The following is a 25948-nucleotide window of genomic DNA, read 5'->3' as shown; positions in this document are numbered from 1 at the left end:
GCTTTGAGGCAATTCTGGCGAACGGCATTATATATGGTGAAAGTCATAACGTTGCACACTTCAGGCGTGCGCCTTGCTGGCCGCTTCCAGCAAGGCCAGCAGCAGCTCCCTGCGCCGGCCCTCCGCCTTGCGCGCCAGGGCCGCCAGTTTTTCCAGCTTGCCCCAGATCGGATACAGCATGTGCTCGACCAGATAGCCTTCCAGTCCCTGCAGTTGCTGGCAGAACAGTTCCAGTTTCTCAGGATCCTCCAGTTCCGCCTGGATTTTCACCTTTGCGTTGTCCGTGCACGCGCGCAGGCACGCCGCCAGCACGGGAATGGATGCCGTCGTCACGCCATGTCGTTCGGCGAAGGCGGCCGTGAACTGGTCTTGCACGGACTGGTGTTCCTCGTCGACGTTGGCCATGTAGTGCCGCACCAGAGGGAAGTGGCGAGAGTCGAGCAAGCCCAGGCCAAACGTGGCGTACGTGCCGGGCATGCAATTCTTTTCGCCTTCCGTGTCGGCATAGAACTCGAATTGCTCGATGGCGGCGCGCGCATAGGCTTCCAGTTGCGCTTGCAGGCCAGGCCAGGCGAGGGCATTGGCGAAAAAGCGGTGCGTGTCGGATTTCGCCAGTCCCTTGATCGGCAAATAGGTCTTGACCCTGGATTTGAGCTTGATCTGGTAGTTTTTCGGAAAACCGTTGTTCAGCAAATGCGTGATGAAGACCAGCGCCTGTGCATACGCTTCTTCCTCTTCCCGGGCAATCGTGATGCTGATGGTGGCAAACACATCGTTGGCGCGGCATTCCAGCAGCGCATTTTTCACGTGGATGTCGGCATCGGGGAAGGTGCCGCTGCCTTCCTTGAGCATGCGCACGGCCCGTTCGCTGCCCAGTTCGCGCGCGATTTCCAGGAATTTCAGGCCCGTTGATTTGGCGTAGCTCGGTTCGTGGCGCAATATCATCACCGCGCCGTACAGCAGCAGGTCGATCGGCGCCAGCGCCTGCGCATCGGGCGCCGCGCCCGCCTTCAAGGCGTATTCCGTGCCCCTGTAGCTGGATTTTTGCACGTCGTAGAACTGCGGCAGGAACTGTTTTTCGGCCCAGGCCGACACGGCCTGGATGATGTCGCCGCGATGTTCGGCCAGCGCTTGCGGCCGCGATTTGTTCAACTGTTCGATGCGCTCGAATTGCGCGATCGTCCACGCGATATCGGGCTGCGGGAACAGGTAAGGATCGAGCAGGTGGCGCGTCAGGAAGAACGTTTCCAGCTTTTTTGTCGGCCGGGTGCCGCGCTCGAGTTTTTGCGTGACGTACGCGTGTATGTTCTCCAGCAAGACCAGGCGCTTGCCGTCGTTGACGTATTCCAGCAAGGTCAGGTGCAGCTTGCCCTGCGCCGTCTGGAACTTGCCGCGGACGGTGAAGCGGTAATCGATCATCGGCGTATCCACCAGCGGCGCCAGGCGGGTTTGCACCAGCGCCGTCAGCTGCGGCGCGATCAGCTCGCGCACTTGCGCATCGTCAAGACGCAGCGGCGTCCTGGGACGTGCGTCGTCGTCGAGGCCCAGGTCGAATTCGTCGGCGGTGGTGCGGCCCGGTTTGTAGTCGAGCAGGAGCTCATTGAAGATGCCCACTTGCAAGGTCGTGCGCTTGACGGCTTGCTCCAGGTCGGTGCGCTGCAGGCGCTCATCGAACCAGGCGTGGATGGCCGCCGTCATTTCCTGTGTTGCCTGCTCTACAAGTGTACTCATCGATGTCGTCGTCTTTCCCTGTCTTGCGCGTGACGGCGCCACCGGCTGCCGTCACGGTCATGTTTATTTAATAAAAAGCACTATTTTAGGCGCTCACGCCTGGCCGCAACAAGGGCCGCACGAACGTCAGGAGGGGGCGGTGAGGAAGCGCGCATCGATGTCGTCGGACTGCGGCCCCACGGTGATCGTGGTGTGCCAGCCGGACGGCTTGTCGTTGCCATCAAACAAGGCGATGCGCGTGTGGACGAACAGGACCGCATACACGCCGGATTTCATGTCGCGCTTCAAGTCCCAATGCATCAGTTCGATCGCTTCGCCCATGCGCGGCAGGTGGGCGCCCGGCGGCAGCAGAATGTTCTGGTTGACGAATTCCCGGCTGGGTCCCGCTTCCTTGTGGCGCGGATCAATGTAGCGGAACGAGACGCTGGTAACGATGTTGCTCATGCATGACTCCTGCCTGGTAAGGTATCCGATGACAATAGCACATGGGCAGGCCGGATGCGTCCCGCACGCAGCGATAGGCGAGCAAGCGCCAGTGTACGGTAACAGACGGTCGCTTGCCTGTGCTCGCGGTAGTCTTGGTTACTAGTCACTCACTATAGATTGCTGGAAACGCCATGATGCATTTATTCCTAGCAGAACATCGCGCCGAGCTGGAGCGCCGTTGCCGTGACAAGGTCGCCAAGCGCCCCCTGCGTTTTCCGACCGAGCGACAGTTAAAAGAAGGCATCCCCATCTTCCTGGGCCAGCTCATTCGCACCCTGAAGGCCGAAGAGGCGGGCCAGATGGCGCAGAGCCTGGCCATTTCCGGCCCCGCCGATGGCAATGCGCAGGCAACATCGGAACTGGCCGACAGCGCCACCACGCACGGCGGGCAATTGCTGGCGCTTGGCTATTCCGTCAGCCAGGTGGTGCACGATTATGGCGACCTGTGCCAGGCTGTCAGCGATCTGGCCGTGGAGCTGGGCGAGGAATTCGCCGTCGAGGAATTCAGGACGCTGAACCGCTGTCTCGACAACGGCATTGCCGAAGCCGTCTCCGAATTTACCCAGCGGCGCGACGTGCTGATTGCCAATGAGCAAGCGCTGGCGTTGAGCGAGCGCATCGGCTACCTGGCCCATGAGTTGCGCAATCACCTGGGAACGGCCGGCCTGGCCGTCGCCGCGCTCAAGCAGGGCGGCATGGGCGTGGCAGGCGCGACCGGAGCCGTGCTTGACCGCAGCCTCGTGGGTTTGCGTACCCTGATCGACGGCTCGCTGGCGACAGTGCGGGTGGAGGCGGGCTTGACCTTGCAACGTTCGGTTTTCTTCCTGAACAACTTCATCGATGAACTGCGCTATTCGGCCAAGCTGGAGGCAGACTTGATCCGCTGCACCCTGGTCGTGGAAGAGGTCGATCCTTTGCTGCAGCTCCACGCGGACCAGCACTTGCTGCTCTCCGCCGTGGGCAAGCTGCTGCAGAATGCCTTCAAGTTTGGCGCGCCGAATGGCACGGTGGTGGTGCGCGCATATGGGAAAGGCGAGCGGATCAGGATTGAAGTGGAGGACAACGGCGCCGGCCTGACGCCGGAGGCCGCAAATGACCTGTTCCTGCCCTTCACGCAGGGCGGCGCCAACAAGACCGGCCCGGGTTCGGGCCTGTCGATCGTCCGGCGCAGCGTGGAGGCGAATGGCGGCAGCCTGAGCGTGGAAAGCGTGCTTGGCCACGGCTGCGTCTTCATCATCGACTTGCCACGGCATGCCGCTGCGGCGAGCAACGCCGCCACCTGACCCGGTGCCCCAGCCATGCCCTATGACATCCTGCGCGACAGCATCGCGATCGAGCCGGCGGGTGACGCCGTCCGCTTCCATCTGACCGTCTTCGGCGTGGAAAAGACTTGCCGCATCACCGACACGGCATTGCGCAGCCTGGATCAGGAGCAGGGTGGCGACTTGCTGGCCATCTTCGACACGCACCGCCTGCGCATCGGCCAGCGCGCCTTCGCTCACCTGAGCCGCGACCTGCTGGTCAGCGGCGTGGTCTTGCGCGCACTTGATTTTTAGTTACTATTTCCTGTGCCGGCGCCCGTGCTGAGGCCAGATATGGTATTTCCGCACAGATCGTCAAGTAAATGCAGGTATGGCTGGACGGAAATGTTACATCTGGGTATTCTGCGCATGATACTTATTTCTATACAGAAAAAGGTAAGAGGGCGGTGCGTGCCGGCGGCAACGCTGCGCGCGCTGCCACGCAAGGTCAGGCATGCAAAGGTGAAGTCGTCCGCCAGCTGAGCGAAACGTCGTGTTTCGGCTCGCGGCGGGCAGGGAACGGTGCTGTCATCTTTAAAATAGTAGGAGAGGTTGCTCATGGATGCAGAAAAGGATGTTGTGTACGGTACAGAAGATTTGTTGATGAGTTTGTGCAACTCGGTGGTTCGGGTGCTCAACGTGGCAACGCAAAGCAAGGTCAATTATTCAGGCATGGTGCAGCGCATCACCAAGACGGGCCTGAAGCCGGACATCGGTTGCTTCGTGATGTTCGATGGCGGTTTCACGGGCCTGGTCGTGCTCAATTTTGCCGCCGATACGGCGATGGAAATCTACGAGCGCTACATGTTGCACATGGGGATGCCGAAGTCGGAGCTGGCCAGCTTCTACACGTCGGACGAAGTGTCGAACATCATGGGCGAGCTGATGAACCAGATCGTGGGCGACTTCACGGGCAAGGTGCGGCGCGAATTGCAGACGAATATCACCCAGAGCCAGCCGAAGATGCTGGTGCTGAACAAGCAGGTGATGCTCAGCGTCGACACGCCGCTGGACCGTCCGGAAATGCGCCGTGTCACTTTCTATACGGAAAAGAACAATATTTTCTACCTGGAATTGGCGATCGACCGTACCGAGTTCATCAAGTTGCATGATTTCGATTCGCGCGAAGTCGATGCCGACTCGCTGATGGATGGCGAATTCGCGAACCGCGAACGGAACGCCGCCCCGGCGCCTGCGGCGGAACCGGAAGACGACGACAACGCCGACCTGCTCAAGTCGCTGGGCATGTAAGCTGCCTTGCCACTAGCGGCGGCATGCTTGCCGCCGCTAGTCGATGACGTTTGCCTTGCGCAAGCTGTCTGGTAAAAATATACGCCCCAGAATACTAAATACAACAAACATCGGACCGCCGATCCACGCAAGGGCCGTGTCTGATGTCATCTCAAAGAACATGCTGCACAGGGATGCGATCAAAAAAGCATACACGCCCGCCGTCCCCAGCACGGTGCTTGCTGTCCTGATGCTTTTGCTGAAATTCATTGCTTATCACATTCCCGGCCATGCCAGCACGTCGTGCGCGCCGCCGCGAGGCTGGGCGAGGGGTAACGACGATACTTTTTCCAGTCGCCGTACTCCCGCGATGCCGCTCTGCTGGCTGTCGTCGAGCGACCAGTATTCAAGCGCATAGGCATAACTGCCATCGATGATGGTCAGCGTTTCCTTTTGCCGGCCGTTGGGCGCCTTGTAATACAGGCGCCGCGCGGGCCGGCCATCGACCGTCTGCTTGAACGTTTGCGCAGCGACGCTGGCGCGCTTGCCCGTCTTGCCCGCCATCGACATGGCCGTGATGGTCACGTAGGCACGCTGCGGGCAGCGGGCCAGCAGGTGGGCGCCGCTCAGGACGGTGGGCTGCGCCCGATCCAGCGGGAAGCCGAACGGCTGCACGCCGACAATATCCTGGCAATCCATCTGCCGCGCCAGGGCCGCCAGCGCGGCCGGATCGAGCGCGCTCGTGTAGTGTTTTTCAGCGGCTTGCGCCTGGCCCAATGCCAGGCGGCGTTCCAGCTCGGCCAGCGAGATGTCGCTGGGCACGGGCAGCGGCGCGGGGGCGTCGGGATCGGTGGCGCTGGACGTTTCCGCCTGCATGCGCGCGGCGATGGAGTGGCTGCGCTCGGCTTGATCAAGGGGGCCGGCAGCCAGGCCCGTGCTGGAGAGGCAGGCGGCGATGGTCAGCGTCATGGCATGTTTTGTCAGCATGGAATCTCGTGGAGGGGCGTCTTCCGTGAAGAAAACGATGCCAAACGGCTTAGCCGTACCTTTGATGACTATGAGAAATAACAGTGTGGCAGAAAATACAAACTCGCTATCAAAGAAAAGTATTTTTTAGTACCACAGTGATATGCATCAATAAGATTGTCACACATATACACAAAGCTCGCTACCCTGCCTGAGAGCTGCTTCATCGCTCGTCTCTCGTTGCCAATCCTTAAGTCATTGATTGTTAAGGTTTCCATTCACTGCCCCGCAGGATGCCTCTCCTTGCGGGACGCGGTGGCGCGATGTTTTCCGATGATCACAGCACATTTGGAGGCTGGATGTTGAAACGACAGTTATTGTGTATTGATTTGAGTGGCAATGGTTTACTGCATGAGGCAGGCATGCAGCAGTTTGGTACTGCGTGGGAAGGGTGGCAAGTCTGCACCGTGACGGGCCTGGCAGCCGCGGCACGTGCGTTGCGCACGCACACTTTTCCGGTCGGGGTACTGATTTCTTCGTTCGACGGGCTGGGAGAGCTCGACAGTTTCTTGCATCAGCACTGGGATATGCAATGGGTGGGTATTTTTCCGCCATGCGCCTTGCAGATGGCCGCCTGCCGGCGCCTGATCCGCGACCATTGCCATGATTACCACACTTTGCCTGTCGACATGCTGCGGCTGCGGCATACCCTGGGCCATGCATACGGCTATGCCACTTTGCGCGAGCTGCCGGATGCGCCGCGGTGCGCGCTGGAACAGCCTGATATGGCGCTCAAGGGCAGCGGTGTCGCCATTGGCCGTTTGCGGAGCCAGATTCTCAAGGTCGCCGGGGCCAGCGCGCCGGTGCTGATCTGGGGCGAGTCGGGCAGTGGCAAGGAGCTGACGGCGCAAGCCATCCATGTCCATTCCGCGCGGGCGGCTGGCCCCTTCGTGCCGATTAACTGTGGCGCGATTCCGGCCGGCCTGGCGCAATCGGAGCTGTTTGGCCATGTACGGGGCGCCTTCACGGGAGCCACGCGCGACAAGCGGGGCTTGATCGAGTCGGCGGCCGGAGGCACGGTATTTCTTGACGAGATAGGCGACTTGCCGCTCCCCCTGCAAACCAATTTGCTGCGCTTCTTGCAGGAAAAGACAATCTACCGTGTCGGCGCCACGCACAGCACCGCCGTTGATGCGCGCGTCATTGCCGCCTCGCATGTCAATTTGCTGGAGGCCGTGCAGCAGGGAAGGTTCCGCGAGGATTTGTACTACCGGCTCAACGTGCTGGCGCTCGATGTCCCTCCTTTGCGCGAACGCAAGGAAGACTTGATGTTGCTTGCAAACCATTTTTTTTCCACCTATGTGTCGGAGCGGGCGCCGATGGTGAAAGGCTTCAGCAACGCCGCTGTCGAAGCGATTTGCAATCATGGCTGGCCGGGCAATGTGCGCGAATTGATCAACCGGGTGCGACGCGCCATGGTGATGGCGGAAGGCAGGGCGATCATGCCGCAAGACCTGGGCTTGTCCGTTGCCGACGAGCCAAGCGCCGATGTTGCACTCGACGGTATTCGCTGGCGCGCGGACCGCGAAGCTGTACAGGCTTGCCTGGCCAGTGCTGGCAGCAATATCAGCAAGGCCGCGCGCGACCTGGGCGTGTCGCGCATGACGCTGTACCGGATGATCAAAAAGCTCAACATTGAGTGTTGAACCTGGCGCCCAGGGCAAGTCCCTTGCCCTGCGTGCGGATCGTCGCCGCTGTGACGGTGTAACAGGATTGAGACGGTCGCAAAGATGGGCGTGGCGTCTTGTAAGTGATTGATTCTGCGTCGATATCGCGGTTGTTGCAAGCCGGAACTGGAAAGCGGGTGGCGCACGGTTGTGACAGTTTTTCGTGTTTTGTTTGCCAGATTTCCTAGAAGATAGCCATGCAAACCGGAGAGCCTCGAATAAGGTCTTGTAATTCAATGACTTGGCCAATTTATCTGTTGATGGCACCAAATTTGCAGTGAAGCTGTGGACCCGACGCTTCAGTCTGGTGCCAGCATCCTGATTAACTTTTAAAGAGGAAACTGCAATGAATAAATCTCTCATCGCGGCAGCGGTAGCGCTGGCCTTCGGTTTCAGCGCTCATGCCCAGAACAGCGGGTCGACCAAGGTCGACGATGTCAAGGGTAACAATACCCAGACCGCGAGCAACACCACGACACAGTCCGGCGCAGGACCCGGGGCGAACGGGCATTCCACTGCCTCGCAAGACAATAACTCGGACCAGAATAACGACAAGAGCACAGGGCAAAACAATAGCAGCGGCAACGCGAAAGCCACGGCGCTGGGCGCATCCGCGGCAAATAATGGCGGCACCAGCACGAGTAACGTGGCAAATGCCTTCAATACATCGACGGCGACGGCAGCGAGCACCCTGAGTGGCGCGGTGTCGGGCAACAAGGTCAGTGACATCGGCAATTACGCCACCAACAATGGCAATACCAACGGTGGTACCGGCAAGGGGGGCATCGGCGGCAGCGCACAGGGAGGCGATGCCTATGGCAAGGGCGGCTCGGGCGGCGCGGCCATCGGCGGCGACGGCGCATCGGGTGCGAAAGGCGGCAGCGCCAGGAATGGCAGTGCCATCAATGGCGCTGCGATGGTGGGTGACAGCACGGCCGGGGCAGGAGGCGCGGGTGGACTGGCCAAGAACGCCAGCAGCGGGGACGCTGGTGCTGGCGGCAAGGGCGGTGCCGGTGGCCGTGGTGCGGCCGGCGGCGATATCTATGGCGGCAACGGCGGCAAGGGCGGCCTCGCCGGTGCAGCCTATGGCGGTTCCGGCGGCGATACCGGACGCACGACAGGCGGCAACGGCGGTGATAGCGGCAAATCCATCGGCGGCCCGGGCGGTGACGGTGGCAATAGCCGCAGCGCCGCTGGCGGCTCTGGCGGTAGCGGCAGTGCCGGCAGCCTGGCCAAGAACTCCGGTGGCGGCGTCTCCACTTCCAATGGTGGCACGGCGACGGGCGGTGCCGGTGGAGCAGGTGGCACCAATACCGGGGGCGCGGGGGCCGCGGGCGGTGCCGGTAGCTCCGGTGCCGGCGGTGCTGGCGCAGCGTTGACGAGCACGGGCGGCGCCGGGGCCGCCGCAACTGGCGGTACCGGTGGCGCTGGCGGTGCTGGTGCGGGCGGTACCAGCACGGGCGGCAACGGCGCCGCTGGTGCCGCAGGTGGCAATGGCGGCAGCAGCGGGATGGCGCAAAACACGGGTGGTGCCGGTGCGGCTGGCGGCAGCTCGAGCAATGGCAGCGCAAGCAATGGTTCGCCATCGAACGGCAGTGCCATTGCCGGTGCAGGCGGTGCTGGCGGTGCCGGCGGCGGCAGCAATAGCGGCGGCGCGGCCGGTAGCGGCGGCACCAACACGGGCGGCGCGGCAACCGGCGGTTCCGGCATGGGCGGCACGGGCGGTGCCGGCGGTGCGGTGGCCGTCAATGCAGGCGCCTTCGACATGTCCAACACCATGAGCGGTACCGCGCAGTCGGCAGCAGGCTTGCTGGTCATCAGCCAGAACAGCGGCATTTCTTCGCTGATACAGCAAAGCGTGACGGTGCAGGCCAATCTGGCAGTGGGCCACTAGGCTGGCGGCTGTTTAGTGTCAGGCTCCGCCGTGGCAAGGCCGCGGCGGAGCGTCGCAAGTCATGAACAAGGGGATGAGCATGCGCCTTTTTTTTCATTCGATATGCTGTGCCAGCCTGGCCTGTCTTTCCACAGGTGCCATGGCTGGACAGGAAGCAATGGCGCTGCCCTTGCTTGCCGGGCCAGACTTGAGTCTGCCGATTATTGCTGCTCGGCCCACTTCGCTGACCACGCTGATGCCGCTGACGGCGGGTGGGACCTTTGCCGTGGGCCTTGGCCGGGCCGCTGGCGAATCCGCGCTGGACCAGGCGCGTGGCGGTACCGATACGATTACCAATGAAGCGCGCCTGAGCGGTTTCGTCAGTGGCAACTCGGCCAACTACGTCAGCACGGGTGCCAACACGATCGATGGCGCCGCGTTTGCCAACGCTTCCGGGATTCCGATCGTGATTCAGAATTCGGGCGCGAATGTGCTGATCCAGAACGCCACCATCATCAATTTGCAGTTGCACTAGGCATGGCCACACTCCGCACATTCCCGCTGCTCATGCTGTGCCTGCCCTTGCTTGGCGGCCTGGCATCCCCAGGCGCTGGCGCTGCCGATATCGGCGCCTTCGGCAGCGCGCGCTTTGAGGTGCCCGTCGTCAGCATGCGCGAGGCCCGTTTCCAGCGTACCTTGCATCAGCAATATGACTTCAGCTGTGGCTCCGCCGCGGTGGCGACCCTGCTGAGCCATCATTACGCCGACCCTGTGACGGAAGCGTATGTTTTTGAGCACATGTACCAGCAAGGTGATCAGCAAAAGATTCGTAAAGAGGGATTTTCCTTACTCGATATCAAGCGTTTTCTTGCAAGCCGCGGCTTTCTGGCCGACGGGTTTCAGTTGCCGTTGGATAAGTTGGCCGAGGCGGGCTTTCCCGCCATCGTGCTGGTGGCCGAAAAAGGTTACCGGCATTTTGTCGTGGTCAAGGGCCTGAACCAGAGCCGCGTGCTGATCGGCGATCCTGCCGGCGGCACGCGTGCCATGCCGCGCGCCGGTTTCGAGGCGATCTGGCAGGGCCGTTTGTTGTTTGTGATCCACGGTCGCGCGACGCCGTCCGCACCGGGGGCGGTGGCTGACGAGGCGACGCAGGCGGCCCGCTTCAATGATGTCGATGACTGGCGCGCGGCGCCGCCAGCGCCACTGGGCCTGGCGATCAGCCGCGGCGGCCTCGATCAGCTCACCATGCCGAAGAACGACGGCGGGAATTTCTAATGGCGGGCCAACGCCACGCTGGAGGTTGTATGCACAAGAAGGAACGGTTTGCCGCTGCAGGCCTGGCGTGCCTGCTAGTTGCCGCGCAGAATGCCCGCGCCATCCTGCCGGAAGCGGGATGGACGGCAGTCAGCGAGGAAACGCTGGAGCAGGCTCGGGGCGGCTTCGACATGCCGGGCGGTTTGAGCCTGTCGTTGGGCATCGAGCGCCTGGTCAGCATCAATGGCAGCGTGGTGTCCAGCGTGGCGTTCACGATTGCCGACGTGGCGCACCTGAGCGTCGAGGAAGCGAGTCTGGCGCGTACGGCCATCGCGTCGATGAACATCGTGCAAAATGGCGCCGGCAATGTATTTGCGCCCGGCCCGATGGCGCAAACGATGGCCGGTACCGTGATCCAGAACAGCTTGAACGACCAGGTCTTGCGTACCCAGACGATCGTGAATGGCAGCGTGAACAGTCTTGGATTGCTGAAGCTGGCGAACTTCCAGGATACCTTGCAAAATGCGCTGGGCACGGTTGCCGGTCCCAAATAGGTTTTCAGCAAGCCGCCTGGATTCCCCGGGCGGCATCGTGCAGTAGCGCCCGGCCCTTGCGCTGGTGTCGCCTTGGCCGGCTACTGACAGGCAGCGCTTGTCATCGGGAGAGACTATGCGGCATCTTTACTTATTGCGATTTGGTACGGCGGGTGTATCGGCTATCCTGCTGTGTGCAGCCGTTCAGGCCCAACAGGCACCCGACGCCGGCCAGGACGATCTGGCGGCGCAGCTGGCAAGCCTGAAAGCGCAATTGGCTGAACAGCTGCACCTGCTGGAGGCGCTGCGCGCCTCGATGCACGAGCAGCAGCGCCGCATCGACGTGCTGCAGGGAACCGAACCTGTCGATAATAACCGGCTGGCCAGGCAGCGGGGCACGGGTTTGCGGACGGCGTACTTGTCGCAGGCTGACCTTCAGGATGTCGGGTCCGCTCCGCAGGTGCCGCCGCCGTCACCGACGCCGCAGCCGGTGGGGCAGGCGCCAAGCCCGCCTGTCCGGCCGCCCGAAGTGGCGCCCCTGTTCGAGCAGCCTGGGGTGCTGACGCCCAAGGGGAGCTATGTGCTGGAACCGTCGATGCAATTCGGCTATTCATCCAGCAACCGGGTCGCCCTGGTCGGCTACACCATTATTCCCGCCTTGTTGATCGGCTTGATCGATGTGCGCGAAGTCAAGCGCAATACCCTGACCGGTGCGCTGGCCGTGCGTACTGGCCTGAGCAACCGTCTTGAAGTCGAGGCCAGGGTGCCGTATGTGTATCGCTCGGATGCCACCGTCAGCCGCGAACTGTTTACCGGCACGGCCTCGGAGCGGGTATTCGACACGAGCGGGCGCGCCTTGGGCGATATCGAGATGGCCGCCCGCTACCAGCTGAACGATGGCGGCGCCGACAAACCATACTACGTGGCCGGACTGCGCTTCAAGTCGCGCACCGGACGCGATCCGTTCCAGGTCGTCACCGATTGTACGCAGCGTTGCGTCGGCGAGAATGCGACCGGGACGGGCTTGCCGCTGGACTTGCCCACGGGCTCCGGTTTCTATTCCCTGCAGCCCAGCCTGACCTGGCTGTTTCCCTCCGATCCAGCCGTATTCTTTGGCAGCATCAGCTACCTGCACAGCTTCAAGCGCACCGGCGTCAGCCGGCTGGTGCTCGATGGCGCGCGCGAACCGCTGGGCACCATCGAGCCGGGCAAAATTTTCGGCGTGAATTTCGGCATCGGTCTGGCGTTGAATGAAAAGGCGTCGCTCAGCCTGGGCTACGATCACAGCAGCGTTGGACGCACGCGTCAAAATGGGGTGACCGTGCCCGGTTCCGTGCGCACCCAGCTCGGCACCTTGCTGATGGGTTTTTCGTATCGCCTTGGCAAGGACAGGACCTTGAACGTGTCGGTGGGTGCCGGTCTGACGCGCGATACGCCCGATGTGTCCATCTCGGTCAGGTTGCCGATGACCTTTTGATGGCGGGCGGCAGGCAAGGCAGCGCTACAGGCTGCCGCTGCCGCGCCCCGCCGTTAGCGGCCAGCCATCGCCGACGCAATCTCGATCGAACTCAGTTTCCAGTCCCACACGCCATGGCGCAGCAGGACCAGCGCGCCTTCCTGCGCATTGCCATCCCTGGCCCGCACGACGAAGGTGTTCAGGCCGGCATAGCCTGCCGCATAGTCGGCCTTCTTGCGCGCGCCATCGGCGGGTGCATCCGCACTCCCGTCGGCATCCGCTTGCGGGCTGACGGCGCTCTTGTTGACCAGGGCGACGACACCGGCGGGCGAGACCATGGTGTCGACCATCTTGCCCAGCATGGCGCTGGCGATCGACTGGCCCAGGGCGGCCAGCGGGTTGCCGCTGCCGGCCGTCGCCTCGATGCTGCGCGCCATGCTGGCCTCCAGCTGCGTCTTGACGCTGGCGCGCAGGGCGGGGAAGTCCACGTGCGCGGCCAGGGCCTCGGCATTGCGCTCGGCCAGAGCGGTCTTGATCTGGTGCAAGGCATAGTAGGGCGAGGCATAGGCGGTGACAGCGACGGCGATGGCGGCCGCAGCGGCGGCGATGGTGATTTTTTTCAAGGGATGCCTGTGAGGTGGAGGGGAAAAACGCATGCCACGCAGCGTAGCTGCTAAAAGCGGATACGGCAATCCTGTTTTTTTGTCACTATTTTGGCGTTGTATACCTCCGCAATGGCTCCAGCCGGGCTTGCCGGGCCACTATAGAGTGGAAGAGGGTGGGTGCTGTATAATGGGAGAAAAGTACCTAACTACCTGTTTTCACTGGATAAAGACCTCACTAATGCTTTCTACAGCTAACATTACGATGCAGTTTGGCGCCAAGCCATTGTTTGAGAATATCTCCGTCAAGTTCGGCGACGGCAACCGCTATGGTTTGATCGGCGCGAACGGCTGCGGCAAGTCGACGTTCATGAAGATCCTGGGCGGCGACCTGGATCCTTCCGGCGGCAACGTCATGCTCGATACCAACGAGCGCCTGGGCAAGCTGCGCCAGGACCAATTCGCGTTTGAAGACATGCGCGTCCTCGACGTGGTCATGATGGGCCACACGGAAATGTGGGCAGCCATCCAGCAACGCGACGCGATCTACGCGAACCCGGAAGCGACGGACGACGACTACATGCAGGCGGCCGAGCTGGAAGGCAAAGTGTCCGAATACGACGGCTACACGGCCGAATCGCGCGCCGGCGAACTGCTGCTGGGCGCCGGTGTCGCCATCGACCTGCATCAAGGCCCGATGAGCAATGTCTCGCCAGGCTGGAAGCTGCGCGTGCTGCTGGCGCAGGCGCTGTTCTCGAACCCGGACATCCTGCTGCTCGACGAGCCGACGAATAACCTGGACATCAACACGATTCGCTGGCTGGAAGACGTGCTCAACGAGCGCAATTCCACCATGATCATCATTTCCCATGATCGCCACTTCCTGAACCAGGTCTGCACCCACGTGGCCGACATGGATTACGGCACCCTGAAGATTTATCCAGGCAACTACGACGAATACATGTTCGCCTCGACCCAGGCGCGCAACCAGCAGCTGGCCAACAACGCGAAAGCGAAAGACAAGGTTGCCGAGCTGCAGGAATTCGTGCGCCGCTTCGCCGCCAACAAGTCGAAGGCCCGCCAGGCCACGTCGCGCGCCAAGCAGATCGAAAAGATCAAGGTCGACGACATCAAGCCATCGTCGCGCGCCTACCCGTTCGTGCGTTTCGACGGCGAAAAGAAATTGCACCGCCTGGCCGTGGAAGTCGAGAACATCTCGAAAGGCTTCGACCGCCAGCTGTTCAAGAACTTCAGCATCATGGTCGAGGCGGGCGAGCGCATCGCCATCATCGGCGCCAACGGCGCCGGCAAGACCACCATGCTGCGCTGCATCGCGGGCGACATCGCCGGCCTGCAGCCAGACCAGGGCCGCGTGAAGTGGGCGGAAAACGCCAACGTCGGTTACATGCCGCAAGACCCGACGGAAGATTTCGCCAAGGACACGAACCTGACCGACTGGATCGGCCAGTGGACGAAAGAGGGCGACGACGACCAGGCCGTGCGCTCCATCCTGGGCCGCCTGCTGTTCGGCGGCGATGATGTCAAGAAGGCCGTCAAGGTGCTGTCCGGTGGCGAGAAGGGCCGCATGATGTACGGCAAGCTGATGCTGGGCCGCCACAACGTGCTGATGCTCGATGAGCCGACCAACCACATGGACATGGAATCGATCGAATCGCTGAACATCGCGCTGGAAAAATACGCGGGCACCCTGATCTTCGTGTCGCATGACCGCGAATTCGTCTCCTCGCTGGCCAACCGCATCATCGAGATCAAGGAAGATGAAGTGGTCGATTACCGCGGCAACTACGAAGATTATTTGAAGAGCCAGGGTATTGACTAAACTCTGAGGCAAGATGCCGGATGGCGCGCCAGTCGCCATCCGGCAGCACCATACCGATGCGCCGCGGTCCTTTCGTTCCGGCGCACCTGCTTCATTGCAATCGTGCCGGTCTATCCCGTTTTTGTTTGACACAGCCATGCAAACTTTAGCCATCAAATCCGTCGAGTACGAACATCCGCAAGACGGAGCCAGCTGCACTGCCCACGCCTGGGCACGCACGCCAGCGACGCCGTCCCCGGCCGAGAAAGCCGAACTGATCACGCGCATCAAGCGCTTGCTGATCGAGCGCGAAGCCGTGCTCGTTGCCCACTACTACGTTGATGCCGACCTGCAAGACCTGGCGGAAGCCACGGGCGGCTGCGTCTCCGATTCCCTGGAAATGGCCCGCTTCGGGCGCGACCATCCGGCCAAGACCCTGGTCGTGGCCGGTGTGCGTTTCATGGGCGAAACGGCGAAGATCCTCAGTCCCGAAAAAACGGTCTTGATGCCCGACCTCGACGCGACCTGCTCGCTCGACCTCGGCTGCCCGGTGGATGAATTCACGGCCTTCTGCGACGCCCATCCGGACCGCACAGTGGTGGTTTACGCCAACACCAGCGCGGCAGTCAAGGCGCGCGCGGACTGGATGGTGACCTCGTCCATCGGTCTCGACATCGTTGCCCACCTGCATGCGCAGGGCAAGAAAATCCTGTGGGCGCCCGACAAGCACCTGGGTTCCTATATCCAGAAGGAAACGGGCGCCGACATGCTGCTGTGGCAGGGCAGCTGCCTCGTGCACGACGAGTTCAAGGGCATCGAACTCGATTTGCTCAAGGAAGAGTATCCGCAAGCCAAGGTGCTCGTGCATCCGGAATCGCCCGCCAACGTGGTGGCGCTGGCCGACATGGTCGGTTCCACGTCGCAAATGATCGCGGCGGCGCAAACCATGGACACGGACACGTTTATTGTCGCCACCGACAACGGCATCCTGCACAAGATGCGCGCGGCCGCGCCGGGCAAGCGCTTCATCGAAGCGCCCACGGCCGGCAACAGCGCCACCTGCAAGAGCTGCGCGCACTGCCCGTGGATGGCCATGAACGGCTTGCTGAACCTGGCGCAAACGCTGGAAAACATGCACAACGAAATCCACGTCGATCCCGCCGTCGGCCAGCTGGCCGTGCGTTCGATCAATCGCATGCTCGACTTCGCCGCCGCCAAGAAGGCGGGCCTCAAGCCGGGCGCGGACCTGGCAAAAGAAACCACATTGTTCCAAGGAATCGGTCCAGCATGAGTACCCTCGTTAATTCTTTCGCTCCTTTCGATCCGGCCCTGGCGCGCGCCTTTGAAGGCAATTTGCTGGCCGCCTTGCTGGAAGACGTGGGCCAGTGCGACCTGACGGGCGAGTTGGTGCCGCCCGACCACATCGTCACGGCCAGAGTCGTCGTGCGCGAAGCGGCCGTGCTGTGCGGTGCGCCATGGTTCGAAGGCATCATGAAAAGCCTGGACCGCAGCATCGACATCGTTTGGCATTACGCCGAAGGCGACATGATGACGGCCGACAGCGTCGTGTGCACGATCGAGGCGCCGGCGCGCGCCTTGCTCACGGCCGAGCGCAGCGCCCTCAATTTCCTGCAACTGCTGTCGGCGGTCGCCACGGCCACGCGCCGCTATGTCGATGTGGTGGCCGGCACCAGGGCGTCCATTCTGGATACGCGCAAGACCTTGCCTGGCCTGCGCCTGGCGCAAAAGTATGCGGTGAGGGTCGGCGGCGGCAAGAACCAGCGCCTGGCCCTGTACGATGGCATCCTGATCAAGGAAAACCATATCGCGGCCGCGGGCGGCGTCAGCCAGGCCCTGGAAAACGCGCGCAACCTCGACGCGGGCGTGCCCGTGCAGATCGAGGTGGAAACCCTGGCGCAATTGCAGGAAGCGCTGGACGCGGGCGCCGTCTCCGTCTTGCTCGATAACTTCAGCAACGACATGCTGCGCGACGCCGTGGCCCTCACCAACGGCCGCGCCTTGCTCGAAGCATCCGGCGGCATCAATGCCGATACCGTGCGGGCGATCGCCGAAACGGGCGTGGACCGCATCTCGATCGGCAGCCTGACCAAGGACGTGCGGGCCACCGATTACTCCTTGCGCATCGTCGGCTGATGCGCGGAGCAGGGCGGCGCTTGCTGGCCTTGGCGCTGCTGTGGCCGGCATTTGGCGTGCCGCTGCAGGCGCGCGAGCTGCTGGCCGTGGGCGCGCAGTTCGAGCGCGTGTTCGAATACCAGAATAGCGGTGAATATGCCGGCCTGGGCGCGGAACTGCTGCGCCTGATGGCGGCGCGCACGGGCAACACCGTGCGTTTTCGCATGGTGCCATGGGCGCGCGCGCAAGCCATGCTGGTGCAGGGCCAGGCCGACATCTTGATCGGCCCCTACAAGACGCCCGAGCGTATCGCCAGCATGGCGTTTTCCGACAAGCCGTTCTATCAGGACCAGATGGTGTTTTATACGCGCCAGGACGCCAGCTTCGGCTGGGATGGCGATTACAGCGTGCTGAAGAACCGCCGGGTGGTGCTGCTCAATGGCTGGGCCTATGGCGCGGAGTGGGAGCGCGTGCGGCCCGGCTTGCAGGTCAGCGTGGCCAATAACGTGGAAAATGGCTTGAAGATGCTGGTGCACAATCACGTCGACGTGTTCGTCAGCAACCGCCGCAATACCGACCCCGTGATCGCCCGCCTCGGTTATGGCCGCCAGGTGAAACCTTTACCCAAAGTCATCGACACACAAAACGGCTATTTCGCCTTTCCCCGCTCGCCCGCCTTCGACAAGCTGCGCCTGCAGTTCGATCAGGAACTGAATAGCATGATCGATAGCGGCGAACTCAAAAAAATGGCCAAGCGCTTCGATGTGAGCGTGCCTTGAGCGCCTCTCCCGCGGCATGGCCGCGTTGACGCATAGCGCCTGACACTTATTTCAAGTTTTTATGTCATCGTGACATTTGATGACTATTAATCAATTTTTTAACTGCATACTGTCTTTCCCTGCTGAGCCGCGCCGCACCCATATGCCGCCGTTCAGCCACAGGGAAAGTTGGCCGCCGATGCCCTGAGCATCGGTTTTGCCGGCTTTCATTTTGCCGGGAGCGCGCCATGCCGTATGCGACAATTTTCCACTTCATCCCGCCGTGGGGCGGCCTGCCCGGCGACGCTCACAAGCCCGTGCCGGTGCCGGCCGGCGCGTATCGCAGTCCACTGCATCCGATTTATTGGCGCTTGCGGCGTTTGCCGCAAGCGTGACGATCAAGGTCGTCTGCGCGCAGCTGGGCTCGCTGATTGCGGGCAATGGCGATGGCGCACTGCTGGCGTGATGCGGACGGCTTACACGAGCATGAATTTTCGTCACTTAACGATAGCGCGACAGCGTTTTGTGGCTAATTTAAGCATGCAGCACACCTGGTTTGTTAACGAAACTTAAGGGAAATGCCATGACAGTGACCACTACGCTCAAGGGAAATATCGTAATCGGGACTTCCACCGATCCCACCAAGAACATCTCGATTCCGATCGAAACGCAATTGCCACCAGCCAAAGCGCAAGAATTCGAATTCAAGTATGGTCCACAGGCGCCTCAGGATGCCATCACCATCGTCGTCGGCGATTTCATCACCTGGGCCGCCACGGCAGTCGGCCTGACAGTGACGGACGCCGACCTGCCCACCAGTTTGAAAACGCTGTCGGTGGCGGTGACCCAACTCGATATGAACACCAATGGCAACCTGACGCTCGCCACCAGTCTCGGTTCGGTCGACGCTGACAAGAAATGGAAGGATGACTGGACGCCGATCTCGGGCATCGCCATCAGCCTGCAAGGGGTGGCGCTGAGTATCGTGCGCACGCCCGCCTGAGGTCGCCGCCAGCTTGCATCGCGCGGCGCCTGCCGCGCGGTTTATCCACTTTTCAACGCGGAATGCATATCGCATGAGCACCCTGGTCAATATTGCCGGTACGATCGTCTTGGGACAGGGAAGCCTGTCGGCCAGGCTATCGCTGCCAGGCACTAGTATTCTGGCCGAGCTGGAGAAAAATTCCAGTATCGATTTTCGCCAGATGATCGACGAGCTCATGCGGGCGAGCTTCCTGTCCTTGCCGGATAATTTCCCCCAGCTATTGTTGACAGCGGCATCCTTGCAATACGATAGCCAATCCGGTGATCTGTCGTTTAGCGGCACCGTACAGATGGACTGGCGCGATCCGCTGGGCTTGACGGGCGTCACGGTCAAGGACTGGACGCTGGCGTTCAAGCGTGGTGCGTCCGGCGCCTCGCTCCACTTCCAGATCCGGCTCGATTTCGGCAGCCTGCGCCTGACGGGCGATATCTGGTTCGAGCAAGGCAAGCTGGTCGTGGTCAGCGCGACCATCGCGCAGCCCATTTCCATCGGCACCTTCCTGTCCTCGGCCGCGCTGAGAGTGGATTGGGACCATTTGATTCCCATTGAATTCTCGGGCCAGGCTCCAGACAAGCCCATCCGACTGTATTATGCCACCGCGCCATTTGAGGGATTCCCGACGCAAGGCTTCGTGCTGGACCAGACGCAGATCTCCATCATGGATTTCAGCGCCTTCGTGTCGGTGGCCGTGACGACGGGCGGCACCAGCAGTGGCGTGCGCATCAGCGGCAGCCTGAGCGCGCCCATCGACCTGGGTTTTCTGCAGATCTATGACAGCAGCTTTGCCCACGCACCCGAAGTCACCGTGTTCAGCCAGGGGGGCGACAAGGGAGCGCAGCTGAGTGTCGGCCTGCAATTCCTGCAGACCAGGTTCAATCTGTCGAGCATCCTGACGATCACGCAGGAAGTAGGCGACTATACCCAATTTGGCGGCGTCCTGAGCGCCAAGGGCATCTATGGTCCGTTCACCGACCCCAGTATCAGTTTCACCTATAGCAAGAAATATGGTTTCCAGGTCAGCAACTGGGCGCCGCCCGATACCTTGCAGGCGGACTTGCAATTACTGCAGACGCTGCAAAAACTGAGCAACACAAATGGATGTGGCGCCTTCGTCGGTCTGGTGTTCGACAAGGTCGTCACTTCCGCTTTCAAGGTAAAGCCATCTTTTTCCTCCACCAACGGATTGAAGATAGAGCTGCGCGGGACGTTTACCATCCTGGTGGCAGGTGAGCCAGTGGTCTCGGTCGACTTTCCTGCGCCGATCAGCATCCCGATCACCAAGCCCGACAGTTTTTCCTTTGACGCCCTGGGCGAGCTGATTATCGATGCCATCGTCGGCGCCGCCACCTCGCTGGTGAAGGCGCTGCTCGACGATCCTGCAAAGTCGGCCGCCTTCTTTGCTGCCACCGTGGCCCCGGCCGTGCTGAAGTCCGTGGCGTCCACTTTGCTGTGCAACAACTGGCCGACGACGCCGCCTCCGCCTCCGCCACCGCCTCCGCCACCGCCACCGCCGCCGCCGCCACCACCGCCTGGACCTGGGCCAGGACCGGGGCCGGCCGTCCCCGCTGCGCCGGCCGCGCCGGTGCTCAGCTTCCAGGGCGGCAAGGTGCTGGCAAGCTGGCAGCCCGCGGATCGTGCCAGCAGCTACGGCGCCAGACTGTGCGGTCCCGACGGCACCCTGCTCGATTTTGTCAGTGTCGCGGGATTGTCCGCCGGCCTCGATCCTTCGACCGGCCTGCTGGCGGGGCGCTACAGCGTTGCCGTCAAGGGCATCAATAGCGCCGGCAGCGGCGCCTGGAGCCCGGACGCGACGATGCTGCGCCTGGCGCCGCCGGCGTCCCTGCTGGCCGTGCCCGGCACAGACGCCATCAGCTTGCAGTGGACGGCGCAGGACGCGGCGGCCGCCTTCATCATCGGCGTGACGGCGCCCGGTGGCGCCGAGCAGGAAACGCCGGTGGCGGCCGGCTTGCGGCAGGCCGATGTGCCCATCGCCGCCGCATCGCCCGCCGGCAACTATGCCTTGCGCATGCAGGCGCGCAACGGCACGCTTGACATGCCGAGCGCGTGGAGCGAGGCTGTCGCCGTCAGCAAGCTGGCCGCGCCGAATAGTCCCATGCTGCAACTGGCGCAGCGCAGCGTGACGTTGGGCTGGCAGGCGGGCGACGCCAGGCTTGCCTATGTGGCCCGGTTGCGCGACCCGCTGGACCAGGTGCGGCAGCAGCAGGTGGCCGCCGGCGCCTTGCCCACTGCGCAATTCGTGCTCGATGCGCAGGCGCCGGCCGGACAATATCAGGCCACCGTGCAAGCCGTGCAAGCGGGCCAGGCCTTGCCAAGCCCGCCAAGCGCGCCGGCTGCCCTGACTGTGCTGGGACAGGTGGTGATGACGACCGGCAGCTACCAGGAGCCCGATATCGTGTTGCAATGGGCGCCGGTGGACGGCGCCGCGCACTACCGCATGCAGGTGACGAACGCCGCGGGCGAGGTGATCGCCGACGGCCAGACGGCGTCGAGCGCCGCGCAAGGCCGGATCGCCTTGCCTCCCGCCACGCCGCCGGGCACGGTCACTGCCAGGGTGCTCGCCCTGGCCAGCCTGGCGCTGGTGATGCAGGGCGCATTCAGTGCGCCGCTGGAAATCACCGTCGCGCCGCCACTGACGCCGTTACAGTTTGCTCAACAGCAATTCGCACTGCACGCAAGCGGCGCCGATTGCGCCGGCGCCATGCTGGCGCGCTTTCCGGGCTTGCATGCGGCCCCGCTAGCGCAAGTCATGGCGCAGGCCGGCTACACGGCGCAGGCCACAGCGCAAGGCTTGCGCGGCGCCTATCCCACGCTGTCGGTCGAGCAGCTGCTCGACGCGCTGCTGGCGGCATATGGCACGGCGACGCCACAGGCGTATGCCATGCAGCTGCATGCGGCGGGCAAGGGAGGGGCGCAGGCGGGACCTTTATTGCTGGCCAACTTCCCCGGCCTGAGCCCGGCGCAAAACGCCATGGCGCTGGCGCACGCCGGCTATATCGCCACCGAAACGACGCAGGGCTTGCGCGCCGCCTATGCGGGCCTGGGCGTGCAGCAACTGGTGCAGGCCCTGCAAGGAGCGTATGTCTTTGATGGCCCGGGCGAGGCGGCGCGCGCGGCGCTGGCCGCAGGGCAGAGCGCCGTTGAAGCCGGCAGGGCCGTGCTGGCCGCCTTGCCGCAAGCCGATGTCGCGACGCTGGCCAGGGCGTTGGCGCAGGCCGGCTATACCGCGCAGCAGTGTAGCGGCGCGCTGCGCGTCATGTATCCCGCGCTGACGGTCATGCAACTGGTGGCCGCCTTGCGCCAGGCCTATGGATTGGAATCATGAAGCCCGACATCGATATCGACCTCAACGCGGACGGCGAAGCTACGCTGGCCTTGAACTCGCTGCACGGGGCCGCCGTGCGCAGTGCGCCTTTTGCGCATGTGGTGCTGGACCAATTCCTGTCCGCGCCCGCTTATCAGCGGCTGCAGGGGGCGTTTGCTGCCTTGCGCGCGCGCGGCTTGTCCGAGCAATTTGTTACCGATCGGCTGGCGCGTTTTCCCGGCTACGATGCCTATTGTTGGGTGATCGGCCGCCAGGCGCCGCCGGCCCTGGCGCTGTTTCTCGACCCGCGCCTGCGCGATCATTGCCAGCGCCTGTTTGACTTGCCTCTGGGCGACGAGATGGTGGCCGAATTCCATCATCACCTGCCGGGCAGCCGCTCCGATGCCTGGCACGACGACTACAATCTGGCGTATTTCTCGTCCCCGCCTGGCGTGGGTGCGGGCATGCGGCCCTGGCACTTTGAATGCAACTACATGGATGGCGGGATGGCAGGCGGGGCCGCGACGGTGCAGCGCTGCCGCGCCGTGACGCTGATCTACTATTTCGGCGCCGACGGCTGGCAAGACGGCATGGGCGGCGAAACCGAACTGGGATGTGAAGCGCAAGGGCAGGTGAGCACCGTCGAACGCATCGCCCCGCTGGCGAACCGCTTGCTCGCCTTCGCCTGCAGTCCCAGCTCCTATCACCGCTTCATGTCGAATCACGGATTCGAACGCAATTCGCTGATCCTGTGGTATCACGGCCAGGCGCAAGACGCGGCGCGCCGCCATGGCCACGGGCCCAGGGGCTGGAGCGGCGGCGATATCGCCGGCGGTGCGCGTGACGCCGACGGCTTGCCGGTCGACCATTTTGTGCAACCGGGAACGCTGGCGGAGGGCTGGCCATGAGTGACGCGGACGGTACGCTGGCCATTGCCGTGACCGGCGAACTGCGCCTCGGTAGCGGTGACGGGCAGATCGGCACGCAGAATTTCCTTTTGCAGTTTTCTGCCGCCGATGGCAAGGCCGTGGCGACCTTGCCCATCGCGCAGTTCATGGGCTGGGCGGCCCAGGCGCTGGCGCCGCAGCTGGGCGCCGATGCCCTGCCGCAGGGCATCGGCGACATGAACATCGCGCTCCAGGAGCTGGCGTTTGACAGCAGCAACGCCTTCCAGGTGAGCGTGACCTTGGGCAAACAGGAAGAGGGCAAATGGGTGCAGTGCTGGAATCCGATCGCCAATCTTGCCGTTTCTGTCTGCGCGCTCACCATTTCCATTCGTCGCACCAGTTGATTCACCACCACCACGTTGAACTTTCTCAAGGAAAACAGCCACCATGGATACGACCGCACAAGCATATTTGACTGAACAATTGACGCAGTACAAGCGTCAGGGGCAGGGCGCCGAGCAGGCCGTGCAAACTCTGCGCAAGGAGAATTTTCCGGCCGTTTTTACGTTGGGCATGCCGCTTCCTGGCCTGGCCTCGCTGGTTGACGCCCGAATATTGGCAGGGGCGCTTGTGGCCGTGTTTGCCGACATTTCGCCGCTGGAGCTGGCGCGTATCCTGAAAAATGACTTCGGCGGCACGCCGGCCGACGTGGCCATGGGCCTGGCGTTTGGCTTTCCCGCCCTGTCGGCGCTGGCGGTGGGGACGCTGCTGCTTGACAGCCAGGTCTATCCCGCGCTGTCATCGGACGCCATGCGCCCGGCCTTGCTGGCCGGCGGCTTTGCCGCGGCCGACGTGGCCGGCGCCATCGCCGCGCTGTATCCGGCGCCGGTGGCGGCGGTGGGATCGCTGCAGCTGGAAAATGGCTATCTGTACTGTAATGACAATCCCGCCTATCACATGGGCGCCGGCGACTTCAGCGTGCAGGCCTGGTTCCGCACCCGCAGTGGAGGCAGCGTGCTGGGCAAAAAGCCAACGGCGGGCGGCGCCGGCAACGGAGGCTTTCTGCTGGTGGTGCGGCCCGATGGCAGCATCAAGTTCGCCACCGATAGTGGCTACGGTTTCTTCGAGTTTGACAGCGTTGCCAGCAATGTCTGCGACAATGGCTGGCACCATGTGGCCGCCGTGCGCCAGGGCGCCAGTATTACGCTGTACCTCGATGGCGGCGCGGCCATGGCAGGCAGCACGCGCGGCAACGCCGCCGCGCCCCTGAATGTCGATAATGGCTACCGGCTGACCATCGGCAGCGTGGACCAGGATCAAGAACCGTTCCGTGCCTTTCATGGAGCGCTGGCGGAGGTCAGGCTGTGGCGCGCGGCGCTCAGCCAGGAGCAAAACGCAGCCAACTACCAGTTGCGCCTGGCGCCCGGCACGGCCGCCCTGGCGGGTTACTGGTCCGCGGAATTCGGTCTGAGCAACGATTTTTCCGCCACCTGCAATAGCATGCACACCTCGGGCGGCGTGGTGGCCTCGAACGACGGGCCGCCGGTGCGCGCCGGCCATGCGCCCGCCATGCTGGGCCAATTTTCCGGCATCTATGACACAGCCACCAAATGGGGCGGCGACAGCGGCTCCTGGGAGGCGGCGGGAGCGCTGTACCTGACGCGCATGGGTTTTGTTGTCCAGGGAACGCAACTGATCACTGGCGTCGTCATCGATGGAGTAACGATCAACTGGCCCACCGACGGCAATCCCTGCACGGCGTCACTGAACTTCCTCGCTTCCAGCAGCACCGCGTATTACTGGCCGGACGGTCCGCAAAACCAGCCCGTGTTCCAGGGTTCCAGCCGTTCAGGCTCCAGCGGCCCGCTCGACTATCGCGGTGCGCTCAGGAAGCCGGTAGGCTAAGCGCCTGCGGGAAGCGGCCACTACAGCTGGCGCGCCTCGAACGTGTTGCACTGGGCAATCTGGCCGCTCTCGATGCCCTTGCTGAACCAGCGCACGCGCTGTTCCGAGGTGCCGTGCGTAAACGAATCGGGCACGACATGGCCTTGCGACTGGCGTTGCAGCGCATCGTCGCCGATGGCCGTGGCCGCCTTGAGGGCCGCTTCCACGTCGCCTTGCTCGAGGATCTTGCGATCCTGATTGGCGTGATATGCCCACACGCCGGCAAAGCAGTCGGCCTGCAATTCCAGGCGCACGGACATGGCGTTGGCCTGGCGTTCCGATTGCGTGCGGCGCGCCTTGTCGACCTTCTCGGACAAGCCCAGCAGGTTCTGCACGTGGTGGCCCACCTCATGCGCGATCACGTAGGCTTCGGCAAACTCGCCCGAGACCTTGAAGCGCTGCTGCATCAGATTGAAGAAATCGAGGTCCAGGTAGACTTTCTGGTCGCCGGGGCAATAGAAGGGACCGCTGGCGCTCTGGCCCGTGCCGCAGGCCGTCGGCGTGCTGCCGGAGAACAGCACCAGCTTGGGTTTCACATAGCTGCCGCCTTCGGCCTTGAACAGGGCGCTCCAGGTGTCTTCCGTATCGGCCAGCACGGTTTTCACGAAGCGGGCCATCTCGTCCGATTCGGGCGGCTGGCGCGCGGGCGCCTGGCTTTGCTGGGTGCTGACCTGGCCGCCCCCGCCGCTGAGCAGATTGAGCAAGGTCAAGGGATTGACGCCCAGCACATACGAGCCGACCAGGGCGATGACGATGGTGCCGATGCCGATCGAGCGCCCGCCAAAACCGAAGCCGCCGCCCCCGCCGCCGCCACCACCGTCTTCGCCACGGCGGTCTTCCACATTGTCGCTTTCGCGATTGCCTTCCCATTTCATGATCTT

At 62.9% G+C, this 25948-nt stretch carries 25 protein-coding genes; 19 read left to right on the top strand and 6 right to left on the bottom strand.

Annotated elements, in window-relative coordinates; genetic code table 11:
* Nucleotides 1–60: 60 nt before the first annotated feature.
* Together GCN78_RS08860 and GCN78_RS08855 are read right to left on the bottom strand one after the other, a co-directional pair.
* Nucleotides 61–1731: a DUF6138 family protein gene (locus GCN78_RS08860; RefSeq protein WP_152251369.1), complete on the bottom strand. Its 1671-nt coding sequence runs from the start codon at nucleotides 1729–1731 to the stop codon at nucleotides 61–63.
* 126 nt (nucleotides 1732–1857) lie between these two features.
* The gene (locus GCN78_RS08855) at nucleotides 1858–2175 is read right to left on the bottom strand and encodes a hypothetical protein (RefSeq protein ID WP_152251368.1); all 318 of its coding nucleotides are present in this window, start codon (nucleotides 2173–2175) and stop codon (nucleotides 1858–1860) included.
* A 173-nt stretch (nucleotides 2176–2348) separates the two neighbouring features.
* Between GCN78_RS08855 and GCN78_RS08850 the strand changes: the two genes are divergently transcribed.
* From GCN78_RS08850 to GCN78_RS08840, 3 genes are all read left to right on the top strand, one after another.
* A complete protein-coding gene (locus GCN78_RS08850) occupies nucleotides 2349–3500 on the top strand; it encodes a sensor histidine kinase (RefSeq protein ID WP_193316670.1) in 1152 nt (383 codons plus the stop codon).
* Between the two features lie 15 nt (nucleotides 3501–3515).
* Nucleotides 3516–3773 carry a DUF1488 family protein gene (locus tag GCN78_RS08845; RefSeq protein WP_152251367.1) on the top strand — a complete coding sequence of 86 codons (258 nt, stop codon included), beginning with the start codon at nucleotides 3516–3518 and terminating at the stop codon, nucleotides 3771–3773.
* Nucleotides 3774–4076: 303 nt separating this feature from the next.
* The gene (locus GCN78_RS08840) at nucleotides 4077–4769 is read left to right on the top strand and encodes a DUF3334 family protein (RefSeq protein WP_034756036.1); all 693 of its coding nucleotides are present in this window, start codon (nucleotides 4077–4079) and stop codon (nucleotides 4767–4769) included.
* 36 nt (nucleotides 4770–4805) lie between these two features.
* Here the strand turns inward: GCN78_RS08840 and GCN78_RS08835 are convergent, their stop codons facing one another.
* Nucleotides 4806–5018: a hypothetical protein gene (locus GCN78_RS08835; RefSeq protein WP_152251366.1), complete on the bottom strand. Its 213-nt coding sequence runs from the start codon at nucleotides 5016–5018 to the stop codon at nucleotides 4806–4808.
* A gap of 6 nt (nucleotides 5019–5024) precedes the next feature.
* Nucleotides 5025–5735 (bottom strand): hypothetical protein, encoded by a 711-nt coding sequence (locus tag GCN78_RS08830; protein WP_152251365.1) that lies wholly within the window; start codon nucleotides 5733–5735, stop codon nucleotides 5025–5027.
* Nucleotides 5736–6037: 302 nt separating this feature from the next.
* Here GCN78_RS08830 and GCN78_RS08825 point away from each other — a divergent pair, with 302 nt between their 5' ends.
* The 6 genes from GCN78_RS08825 (at nucleotide 6038) to GCN78_RS08800 (ending at nucleotide 12578) form a co-directional block, all read left to right on the top strand.
* Complete coding sequence (locus GCN78_RS08825; protein ID WP_226939540.1) at nucleotides 6038–7420, top strand: sigma-54 dependent transcriptional regulator; 1383 nt, start codon at nucleotides 6038–6040, stop codon at nucleotides 7418–7420.
* Between the two features lie 367 nt (nucleotides 7421–7787).
* Nucleotides 7788–9335, top strand: a complete 1548-nt coding sequence (locus GCN78_RS08820) for a hypothetical protein (protein WP_152251364.1) — start codon at nucleotides 7788–7790, stop codon at nucleotides 9333–9335.
* A gap of 61 nt (nucleotides 9336–9396) precedes the next feature.
* Nucleotides 9397–9849 (top strand): hypothetical protein, encoded by a 453-nt coding sequence (locus GCN78_RS08815; RefSeq protein WP_152251363.1) that lies wholly within the window; start codon nucleotides 9397–9399, stop codon nucleotides 9847–9849.
* A 2-nt stretch (nucleotides 9850–9851) separates the two neighbouring features.
* Nucleotides 9852–10589, top strand: coding sequence for a C39 family peptidase (locus GCN78_RS08810; RefSeq protein ID WP_226939539.1), 738 nt, complete (start codon nucleotides 9852–9854; stop codon nucleotides 10587–10589).
* 29 nt (nucleotides 10590–10618) lie between these two features.
* A complete protein-coding gene (locus GCN78_RS08805; RefSeq protein WP_226939538.1) occupies nucleotides 10619–11122 on the top strand; it encodes a hypothetical protein in 504 nt (167 codons plus the stop codon).
* 115 nt (nucleotides 11123–11237) lie between these two features.
* The gene (locus GCN78_RS08800; RefSeq protein ID WP_152251362.1) at nucleotides 11238–12578 is read left to right on the top strand and encodes a PspA/IM30 family protein; all 1341 of its coding nucleotides are present in this window, start codon (nucleotides 11238–11240) and stop codon (nucleotides 12576–12578) included.
* Nucleotides 12579–12631: 53 nt separating this feature from the next.
* Here GCN78_RS08800 and GCN78_RS08795 read toward each other — a convergent pair whose 3' ends face one another.
* Nucleotides 12632–13180: a DUF2939 domain-containing protein gene (locus GCN78_RS08795; RefSeq protein WP_193316669.1), complete on the bottom strand. Its 549-nt coding sequence runs from the start codon at nucleotides 13178–13180 to the stop codon at nucleotides 12632–12634.
* A gap of 220 nt (nucleotides 13181–13400) precedes the next feature.
* Here GCN78_RS08795 and GCN78_RS08790 point away from each other — a divergent pair, with 220 nt between their 5' ends.
* The 10 genes from GCN78_RS08790 (at nucleotide 13401) to GCN78_RS08750 (ending at nucleotide 25028) form a co-directional block, all read left to right on the top strand.
* Nucleotides 13401–14999, top strand: a complete 1599-nt coding sequence (locus tag GCN78_RS08790) for an ABC-F family ATPase (RefSeq protein WP_034756044.1) — start codon at nucleotides 13401–13403, stop codon at nucleotides 14997–14999.
* Nucleotides 15000–15135: 136 nt separating this feature from the next.
* Nucleotides 15136–16269: a quinolinate synthase NadA gene (nadA, locus tag GCN78_RS08785; protein ID WP_070218383.1), complete on the top strand. Its 1134-nt coding sequence runs from the start codon at nucleotides 15136–15138 to the stop codon at nucleotides 16267–16269.
* A complete protein-coding gene (gene nadC, locus GCN78_RS08780; protein WP_152251360.1) occupies nucleotides 16266–17132 on the top strand; it encodes a carboxylating nicotinate-nucleotide diphosphorylase in 867 nt (288 codons plus the stop codon). Before nadA ends, nadC begins: the two co-directional genes overlap by 4 nt.
* Nucleotides 17132–17890, top strand: coding sequence for a substrate-binding periplasmic protein (locus GCN78_RS08775; protein WP_152251359.1), 759 nt, complete (start codon nucleotides 17132–17134; stop codon nucleotides 17888–17890). The genes nadC and GCN78_RS08775 overlap by 1 nt, the downstream gene beginning before the upstream one ends.
* Nucleotides 17891–18117: 227 nt before the next feature.
* On the top strand, nucleotides 18118–18264 hold the full coding sequence (locus GCN78_RS29270) for a hypothetical protein (RefSeq protein WP_193316668.1): 147 nt from the start codon (nucleotides 18118–18120) through the stop codon (nucleotides 18262–18264).
* Between the two features lie 188 nt (nucleotides 18265–18452).
* The gene (locus GCN78_RS08770; protein WP_152251358.1) at nucleotides 18453–18872 is read left to right on the top strand and encodes a hypothetical protein; all 420 of its coding nucleotides are present in this window, start codon (nucleotides 18453–18455) and stop codon (nucleotides 18870–18872) included.
* Between the two features lie 73 nt (nucleotides 18873–18945).
* Nucleotides 18946–22257: a phage tail protein gene (locus GCN78_RS29265; protein ID WP_193316667.1), complete on the top strand. Its 3312-nt coding sequence runs from the start codon at nucleotides 18946–18948 to the stop codon at nucleotides 22255–22257.
* A complete protein-coding gene (locus GCN78_RS08760; RefSeq protein WP_152251357.1) occupies nucleotides 22254–23144 on the top strand; it encodes a 2OG-Fe(II) oxygenase in 891 nt (296 codons plus the stop codon). Before GCN78_RS29265 ends, GCN78_RS08760 begins: the two co-directional genes overlap by 4 nt.
* Nucleotides 23141–23527 carry a hypothetical protein gene (locus tag GCN78_RS08755; RefSeq protein WP_152251356.1) on the top strand — a complete coding sequence of 129 codons (387 nt, stop codon included), beginning with the start codon at nucleotides 23141–23143 and terminating at the stop codon, nucleotides 23525–23527. Before GCN78_RS08760 ends, GCN78_RS08755 begins: the two co-directional genes overlap by 4 nt.
* 43 nt (nucleotides 23528–23570) lie before the next feature.
* Nucleotides 23571–25028: a LamG domain-containing protein gene (locus GCN78_RS08750; RefSeq protein WP_152251355.1), complete on the top strand. Its 1458-nt coding sequence runs from the start codon at nucleotides 23571–23573 to the stop codon at nucleotides 25026–25028.
* A gap of 20 nt (nucleotides 25029–25048) precedes the next feature.
* Here the strand turns inward: GCN78_RS08750 and ypfJ are convergent, their stop codons facing one another.
* Complete coding sequence (gene ypfJ / locus GCN78_RS08745) at nucleotides 25049–25942, bottom strand: KPN_02809 family neutral zinc metallopeptidase (protein ID WP_152251354.1); 894 nt, start codon at nucleotides 25940–25942, stop codon at nucleotides 25049–25051.
* Between the last annotated feature and the right edge of the window lie 6 nt (nucleotides 25943–25948).

Origin of the sequence: Janthinobacterium rivuli (assembly GCF_009208735.1) — a bacterium.
In the GTDB taxonomy this organism is placed as follows: domain Bacteria; phylum Pseudomonadota; class Gammaproteobacteria; order Burkholderiales; family Burkholderiaceae_D; genus Janthinobacterium.
This window is presented reverse-complemented; position numbering and strand designations above follow the sequence as displayed.